Origin of the sequence: Catenulispora rubra (genome assembly GCF_015356825.1) — a bacterium.
Classification (GTDB): Bacteria; Actinomycetota; Actinomycetes; order Streptomycetales; family Catenulisporaceae; genus Catenulispora; species Catenulispora rubra.
Map to the genome: position 1 here is coordinate 1 of NZ_JAACYW010000138.1, position 22,266 is coordinate 22,266.

Below are 22,266 nucleotides of genomic sequence, written 5' to 3' on the forward strand. Positions count from 1 at the left end.
TCTCGGTGTCGAGGCGGCGGCGGTCCGCTTCGGGGCCGGGCGGAGTGGGGGGCATGACCATCAGCCTCGCACAGGCGAGCGGCGAAGCGGTAGGCGCAAGACTCGGGATCGGGTTACGCCGGTGGTGGCCAGGCGGCTAGTGTTCTGGGGTTCGAATGTGGATAGGGGTGTTGAGGTGCACGCGGAGCGGAATGCCTGAGCGCTGGTGGGTGGGCGCTCTGGCGAGCGTCGTGGCCGGGGCCGCCGTCGCGGCCGGCGCGGTGCTGGCCACGTCCGGGTCCGCGCAGGCGGTCAAGCCGGCGGTGGTGCCGCCCGCGCAGGCCGCGGACGAGTCGGTGCGGGCGCTGTGGCGGACCAAGCCGGTGGAGCAGGTCTTTCCGGAGAACGTCACGCTGGGCAGCCAGTACGTGCGCCTGGGCGTCACCGGCGCGGCCGGGTGCGACGTGCTGCCGAAGGGCTTCGTGTCGGAGCTGGCCGTGGAAGCTCCCGGCACCTCCTGTGTCAGGGTGCTGCGTGCCACCTACACCGACATCACGCAGACCGTCTTCGCGACCGTCGGGGTGGTGGTCGTCGGCGGCGACCCGGTCGCACGCGACAAGGTCTGGCGGCAGTGGTCGCCGGACGCCGACTCCAAGCGGCCGGAGCTGATGCCCGACGTGTTGCCCGTTCCCGGGACGGTGGCCGCGAAGTTCGCCAACAGCCAGCGCGTGGTGTGGAACTCCCAGGCCTCCAACGACGGCTCGTACCTCGTCTACGCGGTGTCGGGATTCGCCGACGGCCGGCCGGGCTCCACCGCCGCGCAGCTGCGGGCCGGATCCGGCAAGGCCCTGATCGCCGACTCCCCGGCGGTGCAGGCCGCCGCCGGGCTGTCCGACCTGTTCGCCACCGAGTTCGCCAACCCGGAGAAGGGCCAGTGACGATGCTGCGCCGAGTGTCGGCCCTGGCCGCCGCCGCGATGCTGCCGGTGCTGATCGCGGCGCCCGCGGCCCGGGCGGACCAGGTGCGGTCGGCGCAGTGGCCGATCACCTTCCTGAACCTGCCGCAGGCGTGGAAGACCACGAAGGGCGCCGGGATCACCGTCGCGGTGCTCGACACCGGCGTCGTCGGGACCCGCGCGGACCTGACCGGCCAGGTGACCACCGGACCGGACCTGGTCGGCGGCAGCGAGAAGCCGGGCGACCCGGACTGGGGCGTGCACGGCACCGGGATGGCGTCGGTGATCGCCGGGCACGGCCACGGCCCCGGCGGCGGCGAGGGCGTCATGGGCGTCGCGCCGGCCGCGAAGATCCTGTCGGTGCGGGTGATCCGGGACGACGAGAGCCCGGACCGCGGCCTCCTCCAGGCCTCGCACACGCCGATCTCCGAGGGCATCAAGTACGCCGTCGACCACGGCGCGCAGGTCATCAGCATGTCGCTGGGCGGCACCGTGCCCGGCGCGGACAGCGACACCACCAACGAGGCCGGCGCCGTGCGCTACGCGATCGCGCACGGGGTGTCGGTAGTGGTGTCGGCGGGGAACTCCGGGGAGAAGCCGGAGAAGGACGTGACCGAGTACCCGGCCGGCGAGCGCGGCGTGATCGGCGTGGCGGCGGTGGACGAGAGGGGCCGGCGCGCGTTCTTCTCCTCGACCGGCTGGGACGTGGCGGTCGCCGCGCCCGGCGTCGACATCCCGATGGCGCTGCCGATCAACGACACCGTCGGGAACACCTACGCCGACTTCGGGCCGGAGATCGGCCCCGACATCCTGGTCGGCGCCGGGACCAGCCCGGCGTGCGCGTACGTCGCCGGGGTCGTGGCGCTGATCCGGTCGGCGAACCCGGCGCTGAGCCCGGAGCAGGTGGCGCAGATCGTGAAGGACACCGCCTCGCACCGGCCGGCCGGCGGCCGCGACGATCAGCTCGGCAGCGGGATCGTGGATCCGGTCGCGGCGTTGAGGGCGGCCGCGGGCGTGGCCGGGCAGCCGGCGACGCCGAAGGCCCCGGCGTATCAGGGCTCGAAGTACTTCGGGTTCGGCCCGGAGGTGGTCGCCGACCAGACCATCGGCGGGCTGAGCACACGGCAGCGCGGGATGGTCGACGCCGCGGTCGCGTTCAGCGGCTCGCTCGTGCTCGGCGGGTGGCTGGCGGTGCGGGGGCGGCGTCGGGTCCGGGTCGCGCGGATCGCAGGCATGGCGGGCTTGGCAGGCATGGCGGGTGCGGTCGGCGGACCCGGCGTGCCGGTGACCGCCTGGGCCGCCACTAAAATCGAGCCCATGACCGACTTCGCTGGACGCACGCTGGCCCCCTCCGCCTTCCCGACCGACGACGGGACCGCGGACCCGGCGCTGCTGGCCGTCCTGGAGGCGCACGGCCGGGGCGAAGCGGCCATCGAGCACGCCTACGGCTACCTGCTCAACGCGCGGGTGCTGGCGCCGATCGTGGCGGTGCTCGGCGAGGCCGAGGAGGTGCCGGACGAGCAGGGCCGGAACCTGCGCCGCGACAAGAACAGCGACATGGCGCTGGTGACGCTGGTCGCCCCGGACGGGACGCGGGCGCTGCCGGTGTTCACCTCGGTGGAGGCGCTGGTCACCTGGAACCCGGAGGCCCGCCCGATGCCGGTGGCGTTCCCTCGGGCCTGCGCGGCGGCGAAGACCGAGGGGGCGGAGGTCGTGCTCGTCGATCTCGCGCGGCCGTCGTTCCTGGAGGTCGAGCCGGCGGCGGTGCGGGCGTTCGCGGCGGTGTTGGAGAAGCAGGGCGAGGCCGGCGGCACCGGCGAGGGCAGTGCGGCCAGTACGGCCGACGAGGCCAACGGCGCCGCGGCCAACGGCGCCGCCGGCAACGCCGAAAATGCTGAAGCCGCTGAAGCCTCCGACGCCGCTGAAACCGCCGAAGAAGCCAGCTGAGAGCAGCCCTTAAGAACGCGCGTAGACAGCCCCGGTGAACTTCTCACCGGGCCCCTGCCCCGGCTCGTCCGGATAAGGCGAAGCCTCCCGGAACGCCAGTTGCAGCGTCCGCAGCCCGTCGCGCAGCGGCGCCGCGTGCTGCGACCCGATCTCCGGCGCCGCCGCGGTGATCAGCCCGGCCAGCGCGGTGATCAGCTTGCGGGCCTCGTCCAGGTCCAGATCGTCCTCGCCGCCCTCGGCCAGGCCCAGCTTCACCGCCGCCGCGCTCATCAGGTGGACCGTCACCGTCCCGATGACCTCGACCGCGGGCACGTCCGCCAGGTCGCGCTGTTCGTCGGCGGCGGGAATGCCCCGGGGTTCGGGGGTGTTGTCGGTCACTGCGGCTCCTCGCGGCGGATGTCTTCCGTGTGCGGATCAAGCTTCCCACGCCGGCGGCGATGACCCAGCGGTCACGACCACCGGCCGGAAGCTGCTAGTATCGGTTCCACGACCGATCGGGCACGCTCGCGCGCGCCTCGATCCGCAAGCGGAGATTCCATCTCCCACCTGGTTCGCCTCCGGGCGGACGGGTTCCGGTCACACAGCCTCACGCCGAAGGGTGTGCGGGCGGCGTTCGCGCTCGTCCAAGCAACCCCTGCGGCGTCGGTCAGTCCGGTGGTGGAGCCTCGCATGCGTGTCGTGCGGGGCTTTTGCGTTTTTCGCAGGGGCCGCGCACCGAAGAAGACCCAGGGCATCGAGCCCAAAACGTAGGAGGCCCCATCAGCACTGAGCCCCGTATCAACGACCGGATCCGCGTTCCCGAAGTGCGGCTGGTCGGCCCCAACGGTGAGCAGGTCGGCATCGTGTCGATCCAGGACGCGCTCCGGCTGGCTCAGGAGCAGGACCTCGACCTGGTCGAGGTCGCGGCGACCGCGCGCCCGCCGGTCGTCAAGGTCATGGACTACGGCAAGTACAAGTACGAGTCCGCCCTGAAGGCCCGTGAGGCGCGCAAGAACCAGGCGCACACGGTCATCAAGGAGATGAAGCTCCGCCCGAAGATCGACCCGCACGACTACGAGACCAAGAAGGGTCACGTGGTGCGGTTCCTGAAGGCCGGGGACAAGGTCAAGATCACCATCATGTTCCGCGGCCGCGAGCAGTCCCGGCCCGAACTCGGCCGGCGGCTGCTGAGCAAGCTCGCCGAGGACGTGGCCGAGCTCGGCTTCGTCGAGTTCGCGCCGAAGCAGGACGGCCGAAACATGATCATGGTCCTCGGCCCGCACAAGAAGAAGACCGAGGCCATGGCCGAGGCCCGTGCGGCCAAGGAGCAGCGCAAGGCCGACGCCTCCGGCGCGTCCGGCGAGGTCGAGCACGCCGAGGACATCGAGTCCGGCGAGCTGACCGAGTCGATCGAGTCGGCGGAGCCGATCGAGGCGATCGAGGCGGTGGAGCCGGCCGAGCAGGCCGAGGCCGTCGTCGGCGCCGCGGCCCAGGCCACCACCGAAGAGCAGTCCTGACCCCGGTCAGGCCGGACCGGCCCCGAGAGCTCGGCCCCCCGCACTAGCTGCGGGGCGGCAGTCCCGGGGCGAGAGCGAGAGCGGATCCGCGTGGGTAGCACCCCGCGGATCCGCCCCATGTGAAGGAGAACGGCGTCATGCCGAAGCAGAAGACCCACAGCGGTGCCAAGAAGCGTTTCAAGGTGACCGGCTCGGGCAAGATCATGCGCGGCCAGGCCGGCATGCGCCACAACTTCGAGCGCAAGTCCTCGGAGTACACCCGTGCCCACACCGGCGAGGTCGAGGTGGCCAAGTCCGACGTCAAGCGCATCAAGCGGCTGCTGGGCCGCTGAGGCGCCCCGCGGCGCATCATCGCCCCCCGACCTAGTTACTGAGCAGGAGATAGAACAATGGCACGCGTCAAGCGGGCAGTGAACGCCCAGAAGAAGCGCCGGGTCGTCCTGGAACAGGCCAGCGGTTACCGCGGCCAGCGCTCGCGCCTGTACCGCAAGGCGAAGGAGCAGGTCACCCACTCCCTCGTCTACGCCTACCGGGACCGCAAGGACCGCAAGGGCGACTTCCGCCGGCTGTGGATCCAGCGCATCAACGCCGCGGTCCGCGCCGAGGGCATGACCTACAACCGGTTCATCCAGGGCCTGCACCTGGCGAACGTCGAGGTCGACCGCAAGATGCTGGCCGAGCTGGCCGTCAACGACGCCGAGGCGTTCCGCGCCCTGGTCGACGTCGCGAAGAAGGCGCTGCCCTCCGACGTCAACGCGCCGAAGACCGCCGCGTAAGTCCTGGCGATCCAGCCCCACTTCGCCAGTCAAGCCAGTTAGGCACGGTGAGCGATGAGCGAGGCGAGTCCTGAGCTGTCCAACCCGCGCGCACCCCGCGCGGTGGCGGCCCGGCGGCTCGCCTCGCGGTCGTTCCGGGCCAAGCAGGAACTCTTTCTGGCCGAGGGGCCGCAGGCGGTGCGCGAGGCCGCCGAGCTCGACGGGGTGCTCGTCGAGCTGTTCACCACCCACGAGGCCGCGGACCGGTACGGCGAGATCGTCGCCGCCGCCCGCAAACAGGGCTCGAAGATCACCGTCGCGACCCCGGATCTGGTGGAGTCGCTGAGCGAGACCGTCACGCCGCAGGGGCTGATCGGCGTGTGCCGGTTCCTGGACGTCCCGCTGGAGTCCTTCCTCGCCGCGCGCAGTCCGAAGCTGGTCGCGCTGCTGACGCATGTCCGCGACCCCGGGAACGCCGGGACCGTGATCCGCTGCGCCGACGCCGCCGGGGCGGACCTGGTGATCGTCACCTCGGAGTCCGTCGACGTCTACAACCCCAAGGCCGTGCGCGCCTCGGCCGGGAGTTTGTTCCACGTGCCGGTATCCGTCGGGGTCACCGCTGAGCAAGCCGTTGACGCCCTGCGTGCGGCGGGACTGCGGATCCTGGCCGCCGACGGCACCGGCGCCGCCGACCTCGACGACGAGCTCGACGCCGGCCGGCTGGCGCAGCCCACATGCTGGATGTTCGGCAACGAGGCCTGGGGACTGCCCGAAGCGCTGCTGGGACTGGCCGACGAGGCGGTCCGGGTGCCGATCCACGGCCGGGCCGAGAGCCTCAACCTGGCGACGGCGGCAGCAGTGTGCTTATATTCCTCTGCCCGGGCGCAACGCTAGGCGCGTCCGTCGCGAGTCCGCTCCGGGTCCCCAGGCGGTCAGGGTGGCGAATGGTTCGCCACCATGGTCCGTGATCGGTCAGAGCGGAACGATAGTCTGGCCGATCATCGGAATCGGAAGGTGACGCACAAGGCGCGCAGCGCGACGACAGCGAGGGCAGGCAGGAGGACCGTCAGGTGACCGTTTCGGTCGGCGCACGCGGTGCGCGATCCGGCATGCAGCTGTTCGCCGGCGCCCTGGACGGTCTGCTGGTGCCCGACGACCTGCCGGACGGGTTCGTCGCCGCCGACACCGACGGCCTGGTGCGGGTCTTCAACCGGGCCGCGGTGACGCTCACCGGGATCCCCGCCGACGATGCCCTGGGCCGTCCGTTCGACGAGGTGTTACCGCTACGCACGATCGACGGCCGCGACTGGTGGCGGCTCACCGACCCCTACGGCGGCCTGAGCATAAGGACCGGCCATCGCGAGGCGCAGCTGTTCCTGCCGGACGACCCGGAGCAGGACGACCCCGAAGCCGGCACCGAACTGCTCGTCACCGCGCGCTACCAGCGCCGCGACGGCCGCTCGACGCCGGTCACCGGCCTGGTTGTGGCGCTGCGCGGGACCCAGGCCCGGCGGCGCCGGGAGCGCCGGCAGTCCGATCTGATCGCGACCGTCGCGCACGAGCTGCGCTCGCCGCTGACCAGCGTCAAGGGCTTCACCGCGACCCTGCTCGCGCGCTGGGACCGGTTCACCGACGACCAGAAGCGGATGATGCTGCAGACCGTCGACGCCGACGCCGACCGCGTGGTGCGGCTGATCGCCGAGCTGCTGGACGTCGCCCGGCTGGACTCCGGCCGGATGGAGCTGCACCGGGTCCCGGTGGACCTGCGCGAGCTGATCACCGACCAGGTGCGCGCCTGCGTGGCGCAGGGCGTGCCGGAGGAGACGTTCCGGACCCGGATCCCGCGCGGGCTGCCGCCGGTGGCCGCCGACCCGGACAAACTGCGTCAAGTCCTGGCTAATCTTTTGGAAAACGCCGTGCGGCACGGCGGGGGGACTGTCACTATTGAGGTGCGGGCTGAGTTGGGCCCGGACGCATCTGCGGGTGCAGGGTCGAGACATCGACCCGACCCGCAGGGATGTTCGGATCGGTCCCACCCGGACAGTCTCCATACTGAAGGTGTGTCGAGCGTGGCGGTTGCGGTGAGCGACGAGGGTCCCGGGATCCCCGAGGACCAGCTCAACCGCGTCTTCACCCGCTTCTGGCGGGGTGGCCGTCGTGGTGGGACCGGCCTTGGCCTGTCGATCGTGAAGGGTCTGGTGGAAGCGCACGGCGGACTGGTGTCCGTCGGCAACGGCCCCGAGGGCGGCGCGCGCTTCCGATTTACGCTGCCCGTCGCGTAGGGCCGCTCAGAGCCTGACGCGCGGGCGTTCCGCGTTCCCGCACGCTTTTCCCGTGCCCGGCGTTGTGTCACAGCCCGGGCGGAATCCGTGTTCGGCCCGTGACCCCTTTAGACTCGGCGGTGTCTCGCCGACGTCGCGGGGCCATCAATCCATGGAGAAATCAACAACATGTCGGCACCGAACAAGTCGTACGACCCGGTGGAAGTCGAGGCGGTGAAGCCCGACGAGGTCGCCCGCCACCGGGCCGACGCGCTGGCCGCGATCGCCGCCGCGACCTCGTTGGACGAACTGCACCAGGTGAAGATCGCCGTGACCGGCGACCGCGCGCCGCTGGCGCTGGCCAACCGGGAGATCGGCGCGCTGCCGCCGGCCGCCCGCGCCGAGGCCGGCAAGCGCATCGGCGAGGCCCGGGGCGCGGTGAAGACCGCGCTGGCCGAGCGGCAGGAGGCCCTGGAGGCCGACCGCGACGCGCGGGTCCTGGTCGAGGAGGCCGTGGACGTCACGCTGCCGTGGGACCGCGCCCCGCGCGGCGCCCGGCACCCGCTGACCACGATCCAGGAGCGGATCGCGGACATTTTCGTGGCCATGGGCTACCAGGTGGTGGACGGCCCCGAGGTCGAGGCCGAGTGGTACAACTTCGACGCGCTGAACTTCCCGCCGGACCACCCGGTGCGCGACCTTCAGGACACGTTCTTCGTCGCGGGCAAGAGCACCGGCGAGGGCCAGGACGCAGCGGGCAGCGGCATGGTCCTGCGCACCCACACCTCCCCGGTGCAGGCCCGCACCCTGCTGGAGCAGGGCGCCCCGGTGTACGCCGTCTCGCCGGGCCGCACGTACCGCACCGACGAGCTCGACGCCACGCACACCCCGGTGTTCAGCCAGATCGAGGGCCTGGCCGTCGACGAGGGTCTGACGATGGGCGACCTGAAGGGCACGCTGGACCACTGGGCCAACGCCATGTTCGGCGACGGCGTGGTGACCCGGCTGCGTCCGCACTTCTTCCCGTTCACCGAGCCCTCGGCCGAGGTCGACCTGCAGTGCTTCGTCTGCAAGGGCGCCTCGGTCGGCGACCCGGACAACCCGTGCCGCACCTGCGGCTCGGAGGGCTGGATCGAGTGGGGCGGCTGCGGCATGGTCAACCCGCGCGTGCTCGTCGCGTGCGGCGTGGACCCCGAGCGCTACAGCGGGTTCGCCTTCGGGATGGGTCTTGAGCGGAGCCTGATGTTCCTGAACAACGTGCAGGACATGCGGGACATGATCGAGGGAGACGTGCGCTTCACGCTCCCGTTCGGGATGGAGATCTGATGCACGTCCCCTACTCCTGGCTGCAGGATTACGTCGCGCTGCCGGACGGGACCACCGCTTTCGCGGTCGCGGACGAGCTGACCCGGACCGGCGGCGGCAAGCTGGAGACCATCGAGCGCGTCGGCGAGGGCCTGACCGGGCCGCTGGTCGTGGGCCAGGTCGCCGCGATCGAGGAGCTGACCGGGTTCAAGAAGCCGATCCGGCACTGCCAGGTGGTCGTCACCGCGGCCGCCGAGGGCCCCGGCTCGGCCGCCGACCCGCAGCTGATCGTCTGCGGCGCCCGCAACTTCGCGGTCGGCGACCACGTGGTCGTGGCGCTGCCCGGTGCGGTGCTGCCCGGCGACTTCCACATCGCCGCGCGCAAGACCTACAGCCGCGACTCCAACGGCATGATCTGCTCGGCGCGCGAGCTCGGCATGGGCGATGATCACGACGGGATCATCGTGCTGGCCGCCGACTCCCCGGTCGGCGCGGACGCCATCGCCTACCTGGGCCTGGACGACGAGGTCATCGAGTTCGAAGTCACCCCGGACCGCGGCTACACGCTGTCCCTGCGCGGCATCGCGCGGGAGGCGGCGACCGGGTTCGACGTGCCGTTCCGGGACCCGGCCGCGCTGGCCGTCCCGGCCGGCGACGACGGCGGGTACCCGGTCGTGGTCGAGGACCCGGCCGGCTGCGACCTGTTCGTGGCGCGGACCGTGACCGGCATCGACCCGCAGGCGCCCTCGCCGCTGTGGCTGCAGCGCCGGCTCCAGATGTCGGGGATGCGGCCGATCTCGCTGATCGTCGACATCACCAACTACGTGATGCTGGAGCTGGGCCAGCCGATCCACGCCTACGACCGGGCCCGGCTGTCCGGGCCGATCGTGGTGCGCCGCGCGGCCGCCGGCGAGGTGCTGGAGACGCTGGACGGCGCCAAGCGGCAGCTGGACCCGGGCGACCTGCTGATCACCGACGACTCCGGGCCGATCGGCCTGGCCGGCGTGATGGGCGGGGCGTCCACCGAGATCCACGACGGCTCCACCGAGGTCGTGGTCGAGGCCGCGCACTTCGAGGCGACGTCGATCGCGCGCACGGTGCGCCGTCACAAGCTGCACTCCGAGGCCTCCAAGCGCTTCGAGCGCGGCGCGGACCCGGGGGCCACGGCCGCCGCCGCGCAGCGCGTGGTGGACCTGCTGGTCGAGCTGGCCGGCGGCACCGCCGGCGCGGGCGTGACCGTGGTCGGCGAGGTCACCCGGCCGGCGCCGATCACCATCCCGTGGACGCACCCGGGGCGCGTGGCAGGCGTCGACTACACCCGCGAGGAGACCGAGCGCCGGCTGCTGCAGGTCGGCTGCGACCTGGCGCCGGCCGGCGAGGGCGGTGAGGATCTGGTCGTCACCCCGCCGAGCTGGCGCCCGGACCTGCGGGACCCGAACGACCTGGCCGAGGAGGTGATCCGGCTGGAGGGCTTCGACCGGCTGCCCTCCACGCTGCCCCAGGCCGCCGCCGGCACCGGCTACACGCACCTGCAGCGGATCCGCCGCCGGGTCGGCACCGCGCTGGCCTCGGCCGGCTACACCGAGGTCATCGCCTACCCCTTCCTGGGCCAGGCCGACCTGGACGCGCTCGGCCTGCCGGAGGGCGACCCGCGCCGCAACACGGTGCTGCTGGCGAACCCGATCTCCGAGGAACAGCCGTCGATGCGCACGACGCTGCTCCCCGGCCTGCTGGCGGCCCTGCGCCGCAACGTCGGCCGCGGCACGGCGGACCTGGCGCTGTTCGAGCAGGGCCTGGTGTTCCGGCCCCGCAAGGACGCAGCGCCGGTGGCCCCGCGCCTGACCGTCGAGCGCCGCCCGACCGACGAGGAACTGGCGTCCCTGGACGCCGCGCTGCCGCTCCAGCCCCGCCGCGTCGCGGTGGTGCTGTCCGGCCTGCGCGAGCCCGCCGGCTGGTGGGGCGCGGGCCGTCCGGCCGGCTGGCAGGACGCGATCGAGGCCGCGCGCGTCATCGCCGACGCCTGCCGGGTCGAGCTGGAGATCACGCAGGACCAGCACGAGCCCTGGCACCCGGGCCGCTGCGCCCGCCTGGGGAGAGACGGCCGCCTGGTCGGCCACGCCGGCGAGCTGCACCCGCGGGTCGTGGCGGAGCTGGGGCTGCCGCCCCGCACCGCCGCGATGGAGCTGGAACTGGACCGGATGATCCCGGTCGAGGAGGTGCTGACGCAGGCCCCGAGCATCTCCTCGATGCCGGTCGCCACCCAGGACGTCGCGCTGGTGGTGGACGCCGCGGTCGCCGAGCACGACGTCGAGGCGGCGCTGCGCGCGGGTGCGGGGGAGCTGCTGGAGTCGGTGCGGCTGTTCGACGTGTACACCGGGGAGCGGATCGGTGAGGGACGCAAGTCGCTGGCCTTCGCGCTGCGGTTCCGGGCTCCGGACCGGACGCTGACCGCCGAGGAGGCGACCCAGGCGCGGGACAGCGCGGTGGCGCTGGCGGGGACGCGGACCGGGGCGGTGCTGCGGTCTTAGGGGGCTGAGGTCTGAGATCTGCGGTCTGAGATCTGCGGTCGTTTTGGAAGCCGGGTCCTGTCTGATTGTTCGGACGGGGCCCGGCTTTTGTGTGCGGTTATGTTGCCCCCTCAAGCCTCAGCGGCGCTCGAAGCTCAGCAGCGGCGCGGGTTCGCCGGGCGCTGGCGCGTCGGGGTTCAGCGTGACGGCCTGCTCCAGCCGTTCGAACCCGGTTTCCACCTCCTCCGCGGTGAGATGGTTGAAGATCGTGTGGGTTCGCAGCCGGAGCCGGTCGAGCATCTCGCCGTAGGTACCGGGGGAGGGCTCGGTGAAGGGGCCGAAGGTGCGGACGCGCCAGCCGGCCGAGGTGAAGGTCTCGATGGCCTGGTGCAGCGGCGGGAACAGCGTGGCGTCCTTCTCGAAACCGTTCGGGAAATGCTCCAGCCACCAGATCCAGGGCATCTGGTCGCCGTATCCGGAGCGGATGATCAGCCGTCCGCCGGGCTTGACGACGCGGGCCAGTTCCCGTGCCGCCCGCGGCTTGTCCTGCACGTGGTGCCAGGACAGCAGCAGCATCGCGTAATCGGCACTGGCTGTCGGCACCGGGATGTCCTCGGCGGCACCCGCTACGTACTGCACATCTGGATGCTGCGACTGTGCCAGTGCCACCTCGCGCATCCGCACCGACGGCTCGACTCCCGTCACCGGCCCGAAGGCGCTCGCCAGCGCCGGGCTGAACCTGCCGGTCCCGGAGCCGACGTCTAATCCGACCAGCGGCCGCCCTTCGGGCAGCAGCGCACCGAACGCGCCGATCCACGCCGCCATCTGCTCATCTTTCAGCGCACGTCCCCGCGCATAGTCCTGATACTGCTCGGTGTCGTAGTTGGTCCGCCTCATGCCAGGGCTCCTTTGTATCTTCTCGATGTATCGGGCCGATACATCGAGAAGATAGGGTCAGGTCTGTGCCCAGTGCAAGGGATCTTCGGAGATCACTGACAAGAGGTGTCAGGGATGCGGGTCCACAGTGGACCCATGACCACGACCGAGAACCTGATCGACGACGGCCGCCACGACTTCGACTTCCTGGTCGGCACCTGGAAGGTCGACCACCGCAAACTGACCGCGATGGCCGACCCGGACTGCACCGAGTGGGTCGAGTTCGAAGGCGTCCAATGGCTCCGCCCCACCCTCGGCGGCCTGGCCAACGTCGACAACCTCACGGTCGAGAAGATGCCGAACGGCATCCGCTTCGAGGGCATGTCCCTGCGCCTGTTCGACCCCGAGACCGCCGAGTGGAACATCCACTGGGCCTCGACCGCCGCCCCCGGCCACCTCGACCCCCCGGTCACCGGCCGCTGGACCGGCACCCACGGCGTCTTCCACGGCACGGACACCGTCAACGGCAGGCCGATCGAAGTCCGCTTCGACTGGAACGTCTTCGACGCCGACACCGCACAGTGGGAGCAGGCGTTCTCGTTCGACGGCGGCGAGACCTGGGTGCACAACTGGCGGATGTCGTTCACGCGGATCTCGCACGCGGCGGAGGCTGGGGTCTGACGCGTGCGCTAAGCGCTATGTCGCTGGCGCTTTCGGAACCTCCTCGCACTCCTCGCACGGCTCCTCGAATCGCGCGACGAACTGGTCGAGCATCTCAGGGGTCACAGTCAGCGCGTTCGCATCCTGCCGTAGGTTGCGCTCGGCGAGCCGCCGCAGGAGCTCGGCCCGGTCCACCTTCAGGTAGATCAGCCGCCAGCTTCCGCCGGCGGCCTCGACCAGCTGCTTGTACGCCTCCCGCTCCTTGCGAAGCCACAGCCCGTAGTCCAACACCACCGAGCGCCCGGCCCGGATCGCCTCGGCCAGGCGCCGCTGGACCTCCTCGACCACCGGCGCCGCACGCGCGGGGTACTCGTCCTCCGGGTAGTCGACGCCGTGCCGGCCGTGGCGCGCGAAGATCTCCTCGTCGACCGACAGCCGCAGCACGCCGTGCTCGGCCTCCAGCCGCCGCGCGTACGTCGTCTTGCCGGATCCGGTCAGCCCGGCCAGCAGGTATGCGACCGGGCGGGTCAGAGCGTGATTCCGTTCAGGGCGTGATCCAGTACTGACTCAGCCCCGACTCCCCGGGCGCCGTCGCCTCCACCTGCGTCTCCCGGTCCAGCCGGTACCCGAGCCGCCGGGGTACCGCGGCGCTGCGCACGTTCGCCGCGTCGCAGTGGATCTCGACGCGCTCGATGCCCGGCAGCGCGAGCGCTATGTCCGTGACGCGGGCGGTCGCGCGCGTCATCACGCCGCGGCCGGTGGCGTCGGAGCGCAGCCAGTAGCCGATCTCCAGGCCGCCGGGGCCGATCCGGTCCATCAGGCCGATGGTGCCGATCAGGTCGCCGCCGGCGTCCATGATCAGCCAGTTGAAGGTCGTGCCCGCCGCCCAGTTCGTGTCCGAGCGCTCGATGAACTCCCGCTGTTGCGCGCTCTCCACCGGCTCCGTGCACCACGGCATCCACGGGTGCAGTTCGGTGAAGCTGGCCTTGACGGCCTCGTGCAGCGCGTCGGTGTCGTCCAGGGTGGGGCGCCGCAGGTGGAAGCCGTCGAGGTCGACGGTCTGCGGCGGGACGACACCGGGGGCCAGGGCCCTCGGGGGTTCAGCGGGTTCAGCGGGTTCAGCGGGTTCAGCGGGTCCGGTCATACGTCGTGATCTTTGCGCCGTGATCAGCCGTCCGCAAGGGTTTTCCACTGTCCGTTTCGTGACAGCAGGTCGTAGTGCCGCGACCGTTCGTCCCAACGGGTCAACAGGGCGCGGTCGGCGTCGGGGACGACCGCGGCGAAGGCGTCGTCGCCGGCGAAGGCGCGGACCGCGTCCCAGTCGAAGAAGTACATGATCGTACTGAACTCGACCTCGGCGGCCGGGTCGCCGCCGGCCGCACCGGAACCGACAGCGCCGCCGTCGGTCGCGTCCGGATCGTGCCGCAGCACGTCGATCCCGAGCATCCCCGGCGTCTGCTCCCCGTTCACCGACTCACCGGTGATCTCCTCGCGCAGCAGCGCCTCGTACGCGTCGGCGTTCTCCGGCGTGGTCCAGCCGCGCCACACTCTGATGATCATGATGGCATCCCCTCTCCTCCATGGTCTTGCGCCCCGCACTCGCCGCGCAAGCCAAACGCAAGCACGTCCGCCCAGAATTGGTGTCAACCAGGGAACACCACAAGGGACCTGGCAGGGGAGGGGTTCCGCCGGATCCGCATCGGGGGCCGGACGGACCCGGGGGGCCCGAGCACGCGGTCTGCCCGTCGTGGGGCGGTGGGCAGACCGCGCTTGTGCGCCACACACCTGGTCGGCCGGTCGGAGGGGGCCGGCCGAACTGGAGTGTCGCGCGGCGGCCCCGGGCTACGTCGAACTCAGGCCACCTCCGCCTCAGGCCACGTCCGCCCTGGCGATCAACTCCGCGAGGTCTGCCACATAACCCTGACGCCCCAACGCCAGAAAGATCTCGCGAGCCTCGGACCACGCACCCCGAGCCCGATCACGCTGCCCCAGCAAAGCGCACGCCTCGCCGAGCGCCCACAGCGCGTACCCCTCGCCGTCGCGGTTGCCGATCGAGCGATGGAGCTCCAGCGCCTTGTCGATGCAGGGGATGCCTTCCTCGGCCCGGCCGTTCTTCGCGTGCAGTTTGCCCAGGTTGCCCCAGGCGATGGCCAGCCGCGGCGTGTCGCCGACCGCCTCGGCCGCCGCGAGCAGCCGCGGGTACAAATCCAGCGCCTCCTCGGGGTTACCGGAGTCCCGCAATGCCTCGGTCAGCGCGAGCATCACCGACACCTGCAGGCTGGACAGGAACGGCGTCGCCGGCAGCGCGTCCAACTCGGCCAGCGCGTCCTTCAACCGCTCGGCGGCCTCCCCGGGACGACCGCTCTGCGCGACCGTGATGGCAGCGTTGATCCGCGCCTGGGCCACGCGCTCGACGAGCCCGGCCGACTCGTAGTGCGGAACCGCCTCACCGAACGTCGCGATCGCCTCGTCGAACCGCCCGAGCGCGCCGTAGACGATGGCCAGGCTGTTCAGCTGCACGCCGGCTACCTCCGGCTCGCCGAGCTTGATCGCCGCCTCGACGCCGGCCCGGAGCGGTTCTTCGAGTTCTTCCACGCGGCCCCGGATCCGGAAGCCCTGCAGCAACACCAGCGGCAACGCGGCGGCCGTCGCGTGATCGCCCTGCGCGACGGCCACGGCGGCGGCTTCGAGCAGCCCGGCCGACTCGCGGTCGAACCAGTCGCCGGCCTCCGGCAGCCCCGCGAACGGCGCCGGATCGGCCTCCGGGATCCACGCCTCCCACGCCAGCCGCGGCCGGTTCGGGTCGAACAGCCGGTCCGCAGCCGCCGCTCCGGCCAGGCACCACGACGTCCAGCGCCCCACGGCCTCGGACCGGGCCTCGCCGGGGTCGGACGCCGCCGCATGCCCACGCGCCAGCTCCTGGATCAGCGGATGGAACGCGAACCGCTCCGGCGCCGACGGCTCCAGCAGCGAGACCTGCACCAGGTGCTCCACCGCCGAATCGGCGTCGAACTCGTCGACGCCCAGCACCGCCGCAGCCGCCGGCAGACTGAAGCGCTCGCCGCCGATCAGGCTCAACAGGCGGAAGGCGCGCGCCAGGTCGACATCGCGGCCCGCGGCGCCGTAGCTCAGCGCGAGGTAGCTCTCTTCGAGGGGGCCGCGAAGGGCGGTGCGCTCGGCCGTGGCGGCTGCTGCGGTGCGCTGCGCTTCTGCCGCAGGCAGCTCGGTGCCGGGGTTAGTGCCAGTGCCAGTGCCAGAGCTAGTGCTGGAGCTAGTGCCAGTGCTAGAGCCGGTGCTAGTGCTAGAGCTAGAGCCGGTGCTAGTGATGGAGCTAGTGCTTGTCCCAGTCCCATCATCCAGCGCATCGATCCCCGCCAACCGCTGCCCGACCGCCTCCAACCGCGCCACCAACGAAGCGACACTCCGCCCCCGCCGCTGCGCCAGCCGCGCGCCGCAGATGCGCAGCGCGATCGGCAGCCCGCCGCATGCCTCGGCCAGCAGTCGCAGCGCCGACGGCTCCGCCTCGGCCCGGTCGGCGCCGATGATCCGCCCCAGCATCGCCACCGCCTGGTCCGTCGGCAGCCGTCCCAGCTCCACCGGGACCTGCCCGGCCAGCCCCGGCAGCCGTCGGCGGCTCGTGACGATCACCGCTGCCGGCGCGCTCGCCGGCAGCAGGCGCCGGATCTGCGCCGAGTCGGTCGCGTCGTCCAGGACCAGCAGGACCCTGCGGTCGGCCAGCGTGCTCCGCAGCAGCGCCGTGCGCTTGTCCGCGTCCCCGGGGAACTCCGTGACCCCCAGCGCCCGCAGTACCTCCGACACCAGCTCGGTCGGTCGCCGGGGCGCGCGCAGTCCGCCGAGCCGCACGAACACCTGCCCGTCCGGGAACTCCGGCCGCAGCTGCTGCCCCAGCCGTACCGCGAACGACGTCTTGCCGATCCCGCCCGGCCCGGTCACCACCACGACCGGCGCCGGATCCCCGGGCTCGGGCCCGGTCAGCACCTCGGCGACGGCGGCCAGCTGGTCGGCGCGGCCGGTGAAGTCGGGAATGTCGGCGGGCAGCAGCCGCGGGGCGTCCGGACGGTCGTCGCCCTCGCGCAGGATCTCCAGGAACGCGGCCTTCAGCTGCTCGCCGGGCTCGATCCCGGCCTCCTCGACCAGCACCCGCCGCACGCGCTGGTACTCGGCCAGCGCCTCCGCACGCCTGCCGTCGGCAGCCAGCGCCCCCAACAACAGCGCGGCAGGACGCTCCCGGAACGGGTTCTCTCCCACTAGAACCCGTAGTTGCGGGATAACCGCGCTCGTGCGCCCGAGTCGGAGCTCGACCTCGAACAGCTCCTCGCGCGTCAGCAACTCCTGCTCGTCCCAGTACCGCACCGCGTCGTCGCGCCACGGCCCGCCGGGCACGTCCGCCAACGGCGCGCCCCGCCACAACGCCAGCGCCTCGGTATATGCGGCCGTCGCGCCCTCCAGGTCGCCGCGCGCCGTCGCCGCCCGAGCACGGTCCCGCAGGCCGCGGAACACGTCGATGTCCAGCTCCCCGGCGCGTAGCTCGACGGTGTACCCGGAGCTGTGCGTCCGCACCCGGTCCCCGAGTGGCCCCAGCGCGCCGCGCAGCCGGCTGAGGTAGCTGTGCAGGGTCCCGGCGGCGCCGGCCGGCGGCTCCAGGTTCCAGACCTGCTCGGCCAGATCGGCGGCGGCCACGGCCCGCGGCGCGGTGAGCAGTAGCGCGGCCAGCACGGCACGCTGCCGGGCCGCCGCGATCGGCCGCGGTCCGGACGAGTCTTCGACCAGCAGGGGACCGAGGACGCCGAACCGTGTGCCTGACATGGAACCGGACAGTATTGGACCGGACATCGCCCGAGCAATTCCCAAGAAATTCCTGTAAATGCGAGCCATCCATGATGTGCCGGGTCCCCCGATCGGCGGACTCCCGCAGCGTGCCGCACCCGGCTCGCGAAAGCTGGTCGTGCGACGTCCTCCGCGGCAATCATCGACGCATGCCGACGGAACCCGCGGATGTCCGGTTGACGAGACGCGCTTTGCATACAGTTTCCGTATTCCGTATTCTCATGCACATGACCTACACGGCAGCGGTGGCCGGGGCGACCGGCTACGCGGGGGGCGAGCTGCTCCGGCTCCTCCTCGGGCACCCCGACTTCCAGATCGGCGCACTCACCGCCGGCGCGAGCGCCGGCTCCCGGCTCGGCGAGCACCAGCCGCACCTGGCGCCGCTGGCCGACCGCGTCGTCGCCGACACCACCGCCGAGGCCCTGGCCGGGCACGACGTCGTCTTCCTCGCGCTGCCGCACGGACAGTCCGCCGCCATCGCCGAGGCGCTGGGACCGGACACCGTGATCGTCGACTGCGGCGCCGACTACCGGCTCGCCGACGCCGACGCCTGGGAGCGGTTCTACGGCTCCGCGCACGCCGGGACCTGGCCCTACGGCCTGCCCGAGCTGCCCGGGGCGCGCGCCGCGCTCACCGGCGCCAAGCGCGTCGCCGTGCCCGGCTGCTTCCCGACCGTCTCCTCGCTGGCCCTGGCGCCAGCCGTGGCCGCCGGGCTGGTCGAGCCGGACGTGGTCGTGGTCGCGGCCACCGGGACCTCCGGCGCCGGCAAGTCCCTGAAGCCGAACCTGCTCGGCTCGGAGATCATGGGGAACACCGCCGCGTACAACATCGCCGGCGTGCACCGGCACACGCCGGAGATCGCGCAGAACCTCGGCGTGCTCGCCGGGGAGCCGGTGACGGTGTCCTTCACGCCGGTGCTGGTCCCGATGCCCCGCGGCATCCTCGCCACCTGCACCGCGAAGGTGAAGCCGGGCGTCGGCGCCGACCAGCTGCGGGAGGCCTACCTGAAGGCCTACGACGACGAGCCGTTCGTGACCGTGCTGCCCGAGGGACGGCTGCCGACCACGGCCGCCGTCCTCGGATCGAACGCCGTGCAGCTCCAGGTCGCGTTCGACGAGGCCGCCGGGCGCGCCGTCGTCATCGGCGCGATCGACAACCTCACCAAGGGCACCGCCGGCGGCGCCCTGCAGTGCGCGAACCTCGCGCTGGGCCTGCCGGAGGCCGCCGGTCTGAGCACCGTCGGGATCGCGCCGTGAACCCGACCATCACAACTGCGCCGACCACGACAACTACAAAGAAACCCACAACTACAGAGAAACAGGGGAGCTGAACAGTGAGCGTCACCTCCGCGAAGGGCTTCCGGGCCGCGGGCATCGCCGCCGGGATCAAAGACTCCGGGGCTGTGTCCAATGAAAAGCGGGCGGACCTGGCCCTGGTCGTCAACGACGGCCCGGCGACCGCCGCCGCCGGCGTCTTCACCTCCAACCGCGTGAAGGCCGCCCCGGTCGTGTGGTCCGAGCAGGTCCTCAAGGGCGGCACCGTCAAGGCCGTGGTCCTGAACTCCGGCGGCGCGAACGCCTGCACCGGCCCGGCCGGCTTCCAGGACACGCACAAGACCGCCGAGGAGAGCGCCGCGCTGCTCGGCGCCTCGGCCGCCGAGATCGCCGTGTGCTCCACCGGCCTGATCGGCGTCCGGCTGCCGATGGACGCGCTGCTGTCCGGGCTCAAGACCGCCGCCGACGCGCTCGCCGCCGACGGCGGACCGGCCGCCGCGACCGCGATCATGACCACCGACACCGTCGCCAAGACCGCCGAGGCGCACGGCACCGGCTACATCGTCGGCGGCATGGCCAAGGGCGCCGGGATGCTGGCGCCGGGGCTGGCCACCATGCTCGTCGTCATCACCACCGACGCCGTGGCCGACGCCGCCGTGCTCGACACGGTCCTGCGCGCCGCCACGAAGGTCACCTTCGACCGCGTCGACTCCGACGGCTGCATGTCCACCAACGACACGGTCCTGCTGCTCGCCTCCGGCGCCTCCGAGACCGTCCCGGACCCCGCCGAGTTCCAGGCCGCGGTCACCTCCGTGTGCGCGAACCTCGCGCGCCAGCTCGTCGGCGACGCCGAGGGCGCCACCAAGGACATCGCCGTCGAGGTCGTCCGGGCCGCCACCGAGGACGAGGCGGTCCAAGTCGCCAAGGCCGTCACCCGCAGCAACCTGTTCAAGTGCGCGATGTACGGCAACGACCCGAACTGGGGCCGCGTGCTCTCCGCGGTCGGCACCACCGACGCGGCGTTCGAGCCGGACCAGTTGTCCGTGGCCATCAACGGTGTCTGGGTCTGCCGCGACGGCGGCGTCGGCGAGGACCGCGACCTGGTCGACCTCACCGGCCGCGAGGTCACGGTCACCGTCGACCTGGCCGCCGGCACCTCCGGCGCGACCGTCTGGACCAACGACCTGACCCCCGGCTACGTCCACGAGAACTCGGCGTACTCCTCGTGAGCACCGTCCAGTCGATCGCCGCCGGCGGCGCGCGCCGGCACGAGGCCCTGGCCAAGGCCGGCATCCTCACCGAGGCCCTGCCGTGGCTGTCGGCCCTGCACGGCAAGACCGTCGTGGTGAAGTTCGGCGGCAACGCCATGGTCGACGAAGAGCTGCAGGCCGCCTTCGCCAAGGACATCGTGTTCCTGCGCTACGCCGGCCTGCGGCCGGTCGTCGTGCACGGCGGCGGCCCGCAGATCAACGCCCAGCTGGACAAGCTCGGCATCGAACACAGCTTCGCCGGCGGCCTGCGGGTCACCACCGACGAGACCATGGACGTGGTCCGCATGGTGCTCACCGGCCAGGTGCAGCGCGACATCGTGGGCCTGATCAACACCCTGGGGCCGTTCGCCGTCGGGCTGTCCGGGGAGGACGCCGACACGCTGAAGGCGGTCAAGCGGCACGCCGTGGTCGACGGCGAGAACGTGGACATCGGCCGGGTCGGCGACATCGAGGCGGTCAACCCCGGCGCCATCAACGCCCTGCTGGACGACGGCCGCATCCCGGTCGTGTCCTCCATCGCCCGCGCCGCCGACGGCGACGGGGTCTACAACGTCAACGCCGACACCGCCGCCGCGGCCCTGGCCGTCGGCCTGGGAGCGGAGAAACTGGTGGTCCTCACCGACGTCGAGGGCCTGTTCGCGGACTGGCCTGCGTCCGACGAGGTGATCAGCCTGCTGTCCGCCGACGAGCTGGCTGAGCTGCTGCCGACGCTGTCCTCCGGGATGGTGCCGAAGATGGAGGCCTGTCTGCGGGCCGTGCGCGGCGGAGTGCCGCGGGCGCACGTTTTAGACGGACGGGTGCCGCACGCGCTGCTGCTGGAGGTCTTCACCGACGAGGGGATCGGAACGATGGTGGTGCCGGCATGAACGCGGTGGTGAACCGGGAACCGGTCGGCGAGGACGCATTGCCGGTCGTCGAACCCGGATACGGCGAAGCCTGGACCGAGCGGTACAGCGGAGCCCTGATGAACACCTTCGGCACGCCGCAGAAGGTGCTGGTGCGCGGCGAGGGCGTCTACGTCTGGGACGCCGACGGCCGCCGCTACCTGGACCTGCTGGCCGGCATCGCGGTCAACGCCCTCGGGCACGCGCACCCGCTGATCGTGCAGGCCGTCACCACGCAGCTGACCACGCTCGGCCACATCTCCAACTTCTTCGCCTCGGCCCCGCAGATCGTGCTGGCCGAACGGCTGGTGGAGCTGCTGGGGCAGGCCAACGACACCGACGCCCGGGTGTTCTTCTGCAACTCCGGCGCCGAGGCGAACGAGGCCGCGTTCAAGGCCGCGCGCCGCACCGGCCGCACCAAGATGGTCTCCACCGAGGGCTCGTTCCACGGCCGGACGATGGGAGCGCTGGCGCTGACCGGCAAGGCCGCGATCCGTGAGCCCTTCGAGCCGCTGCCCGGCGACGTGAGCTTCGTGCCCTACGGCGACGTCGCAGCCCTCGAAGCCGCGATCGACGACCAGACGGCGGCGTTCATCGTCGAGCCGATCCAGGGCGAGAAGGGCGTCATCACCGCGGCCCCCGGCTACCTGGAGGCGGCCCGCGAGATCACCGCCAGGCACGGCGCCCTGCTCATCCTCGACGAGGTCCAGACCGGCATCGGCCGCACCGGCAAGTGGTTCGGGCACAGCGGCACCGGCGTGGTGCCGGACCTGGTCACGCTCGCCAAGGGCCTCGGCGGCGGCATGCCGATCGGCGCTTGCGTCGGCCTCGGCCGAGCCGCGACGCTGCTGGGACCGGGGCAGCACGGCTCCACGTACGCCGGCAACCCGGTCGCCTGCGCCGCCGGGCTGGCCGTGCTGCACGCCATCGAGCGCGACGACCTGCTGGCCAACGTCCGCACCGTCGGCGAGCACCTCACCGCCGGCGTCAACGCCCTGAACCACCCGGCGGTGGCCGGGGTGCGCGGCGAAGGGCTGCTGCTGGCGATCATGCTGAACGGCCCGTACGCCGCCGACGTCGCCAAGGCCGCGCTGGACGCCGGCTTCATCATCAACGCCCCGGCCCCCGACGCCATCCGGCTCGCCCCGCCGCTCATCCTCACCACCCCGCAGGCCGACGAGTTCCTGGCCGCGCTTCCCGCCCTCCTCGACACGGCGCTCGCCGCCGCCACCCCGAAGGACGCCTGAG

General features: G+C 72.1%; 20 protein-coding genes. 14 read left to right on the forward strand and 6 right to left on the reverse strand.

What is annotated here, in order from left to right; translation table 11 throughout:
- The first annotated feature begins 191 nt into the window (after positions 1-191).
- Together GWK61_RS31000 and GWK61_RS31005 are read left to right on the forward strand one after the other, a co-directional pair.
- On the forward strand, positions 192-917 hold the full coding sequence (locus tag GWK61_RS31000) for a hypothetical protein (protein WP_194914941.1): 726 nt from the start codon (positions 192-194) through the stop codon (positions 915-917).
- 2 nt (positions 918-919) lie between these two features.
- Complete coding sequence (locus GWK61_RS31005) at positions 920-2,881, forward strand: S8 family serine peptidase (RefSeq protein WP_194914943.1); 1,962 nt, start codon at positions 920-922, stop codon at positions 2,879-2,881.
- 9 nt (positions 2,882-2,890) lie between these two features.
- On the opposite strand, the gene GWK61_RS31010 is transcribed toward GWK61_RS31005, so the two are convergent.
- Positions 2,891-3,259, reverse strand: coding sequence for a DUF1844 domain-containing protein (locus GWK61_RS31010; RefSeq protein WP_194914945.1), 369 nt, complete (start codon positions 3,257-3,259; stop codon positions 2,891-2,893).
- 380 nt (positions 3,260-3,639) lie between these two features.
- Between GWK61_RS31010 and infC the strand changes: the two genes are divergently transcribed.
- The 7 genes from infC (at position 3,640) to pheT (ending at position 11,226) form a co-directional block, all read left to right on the forward strand.
- Positions 3,640-4,377, forward strand: a complete 738-nt coding sequence (gene infC / locus GWK61_RS31015) for a translation initiation factor IF-3 (RefSeq protein ID WP_194915029.1) — start codon at positions 3,640-3,642, stop codon at positions 4,375-4,377.
- 137 nt (positions 4,378-4,514) lie between these two features.
- Entirely contained in the window at positions 4,515-4,709 is a 195-nt protein-coding gene (rpmI, locus tag GWK61_RS31020) for a 50S ribosomal protein L35 (protein ID WP_194914951.1), read from the forward strand.
- A gap of 57 nt (positions 4,710-4,766) precedes the next feature.
- Positions 4,767-5,153, forward strand: a complete 387-nt coding sequence (gene rplT / locus GWK61_RS31025; protein WP_194914953.1) for a 50S ribosomal protein L20 — start codon at positions 4,767-4,769, stop codon at positions 5,151-5,153.
- A gap of 54 nt (positions 5,154-5,207) precedes the next feature.
- A complete protein-coding gene (locus GWK61_RS31030; RefSeq protein ID WP_194914954.1) occupies positions 5,208-6,026 on the forward strand; it encodes a TrmH family RNA methyltransferase in 819 nt (272 codons plus the stop codon).
- A 215-nt stretch (positions 6,027-6,241) separates the two neighbouring features.
- Positions 6,242-7,414 carry a sensor histidine kinase gene (locus tag GWK61_RS31035; RefSeq protein ID WP_228563222.1) on the forward strand — a complete coding sequence of 391 codons (1,173 nt, stop codon included), beginning with the start codon at positions 6,242-6,244 and terminating at the stop codon, positions 7,412-7,414.
- 168 nt (positions 7,415-7,582) lie between these two features.
- Positions 7,583-8,719 carry a phenylalanine--tRNA ligase subunit alpha gene (gene pheS / locus GWK61_RS31040; RefSeq protein ID WP_194914967.1) on the forward strand — a complete coding sequence of 379 codons (1,137 nt, stop codon included), beginning with the start codon at positions 7,583-7,585 and terminating at the stop codon, positions 8,717-8,719.
- Entirely contained in the window at positions 8,719-11,226 is a 2,508-nt protein-coding gene (pheT, locus tag GWK61_RS31045; RefSeq protein ID WP_194914970.1) for a phenylalanine--tRNA ligase subunit beta, read from the forward strand. The genes pheS and pheT overlap by 1 nt, the downstream gene beginning before the upstream one ends.
- Positions 11,227-11,343: 117 nt before the next feature.
- Here pheT and GWK61_RS31050 read toward each other — a convergent pair whose 3' ends face one another.
- Entirely contained in the window at positions 11,344-12,102 is a 759-nt protein-coding gene (locus GWK61_RS31050; protein ID WP_194914971.1) for a class I SAM-dependent methyltransferase, read from the reverse strand.
- A gap of 135 nt (positions 12,103-12,237) precedes the next feature.
- Between GWK61_RS31050 and GWK61_RS31055 the strand changes: the two genes are divergently transcribed.
- Positions 12,238-12,762, forward strand: a complete 525-nt coding sequence (locus GWK61_RS31055) for a hypothetical protein (RefSeq protein WP_194914977.1) — start codon at positions 12,238-12,240, stop codon at positions 12,760-12,762.
- 15 nt (positions 12,763-12,777) lie between these two features.
- Here the strand turns inward: GWK61_RS31055 and GWK61_RS31060 are convergent, their stop codons facing one another.
- From GWK61_RS31060 to GWK61_RS31075, 4 genes are all read right to left on the reverse strand, one after another.
- Entirely contained in the window at positions 12,778-13,272 is a 495-nt protein-coding gene (locus tag GWK61_RS31060; RefSeq protein WP_194915036.1) for a P-loop nucleotide/nucleoside kinase family protein, read from the reverse strand.
- 13 nt (positions 13,273-13,285) lie between these two features.
- Positions 13,286-13,885, reverse strand: coding sequence for a GNAT family N-acetyltransferase (locus GWK61_RS31065; protein ID WP_194914978.1), 600 nt, complete (start codon positions 13,883-13,885; stop codon positions 13,286-13,288).
- 23 nt (positions 13,886-13,908) lie between these two features.
- Entirely contained in the window at positions 13,909-14,301 is a 393-nt protein-coding gene (locus tag GWK61_RS31070; RefSeq protein WP_194914980.1) for an antibiotic biosynthesis monooxygenase, read from the reverse strand.
- Between the two features lie 309 nt (positions 14,302-14,610).
- Positions 14,611-17,568, reverse strand: a complete 2,958-nt coding sequence (locus GWK61_RS31075) for an AfsR/SARP family transcriptional regulator (RefSeq protein WP_194914982.1) — start codon at positions 17,566-17,568, stop codon at positions 14,611-14,613.
- Positions 17,569-17,816: 248 nt separating this feature from the next.
- On the opposite strand from GWK61_RS31075, the gene argC reads away from it, so the two are divergent.
- The 4 genes from argC (at position 17,817) to GWK61_RS31095 (ending at position 22,265) form a co-directional block, all read left to right on the forward strand.
- Complete coding sequence (gene argC / locus GWK61_RS31080; protein ID WP_194914985.1) at positions 17,817-18,845, forward strand: N-acetyl-gamma-glutamyl-phosphate reductase; 1,029 nt, start codon at positions 17,817-17,819, stop codon at positions 18,843-18,845.
- A gap of 77 nt (positions 18,846-18,922) precedes the next feature.
- Entirely contained in the window at positions 18,923-20,092 is a 1,170-nt protein-coding gene (gene argJ / locus GWK61_RS31085) for a bifunctional glutamate N-acetyltransferase/amino-acid acetyltransferase ArgJ (protein WP_194914998.1), read from the forward strand.
- Entirely contained in the window at positions 20,089-21,000 is a 912-nt protein-coding gene (gene argB / locus GWK61_RS31090; protein ID WP_323747832.1) for an acetylglutamate kinase, read from the forward strand. Before argJ ends, argB begins: the two co-directional genes overlap by 4 nt.
- The gene (locus GWK61_RS31095) at positions 20,997-22,265 is read left to right on the forward strand and encodes an acetylornithine transaminase (RefSeq protein ID WP_228563218.1); all 1,269 of its coding nucleotides are present in this window, start codon (positions 20,997-20,999) and stop codon (positions 22,263-22,265) included. Before argB ends, GWK61_RS31095 begins: the two co-directional genes overlap by 4 nt.
- Position 22,266: the final 1 nt, after the last annotated feature.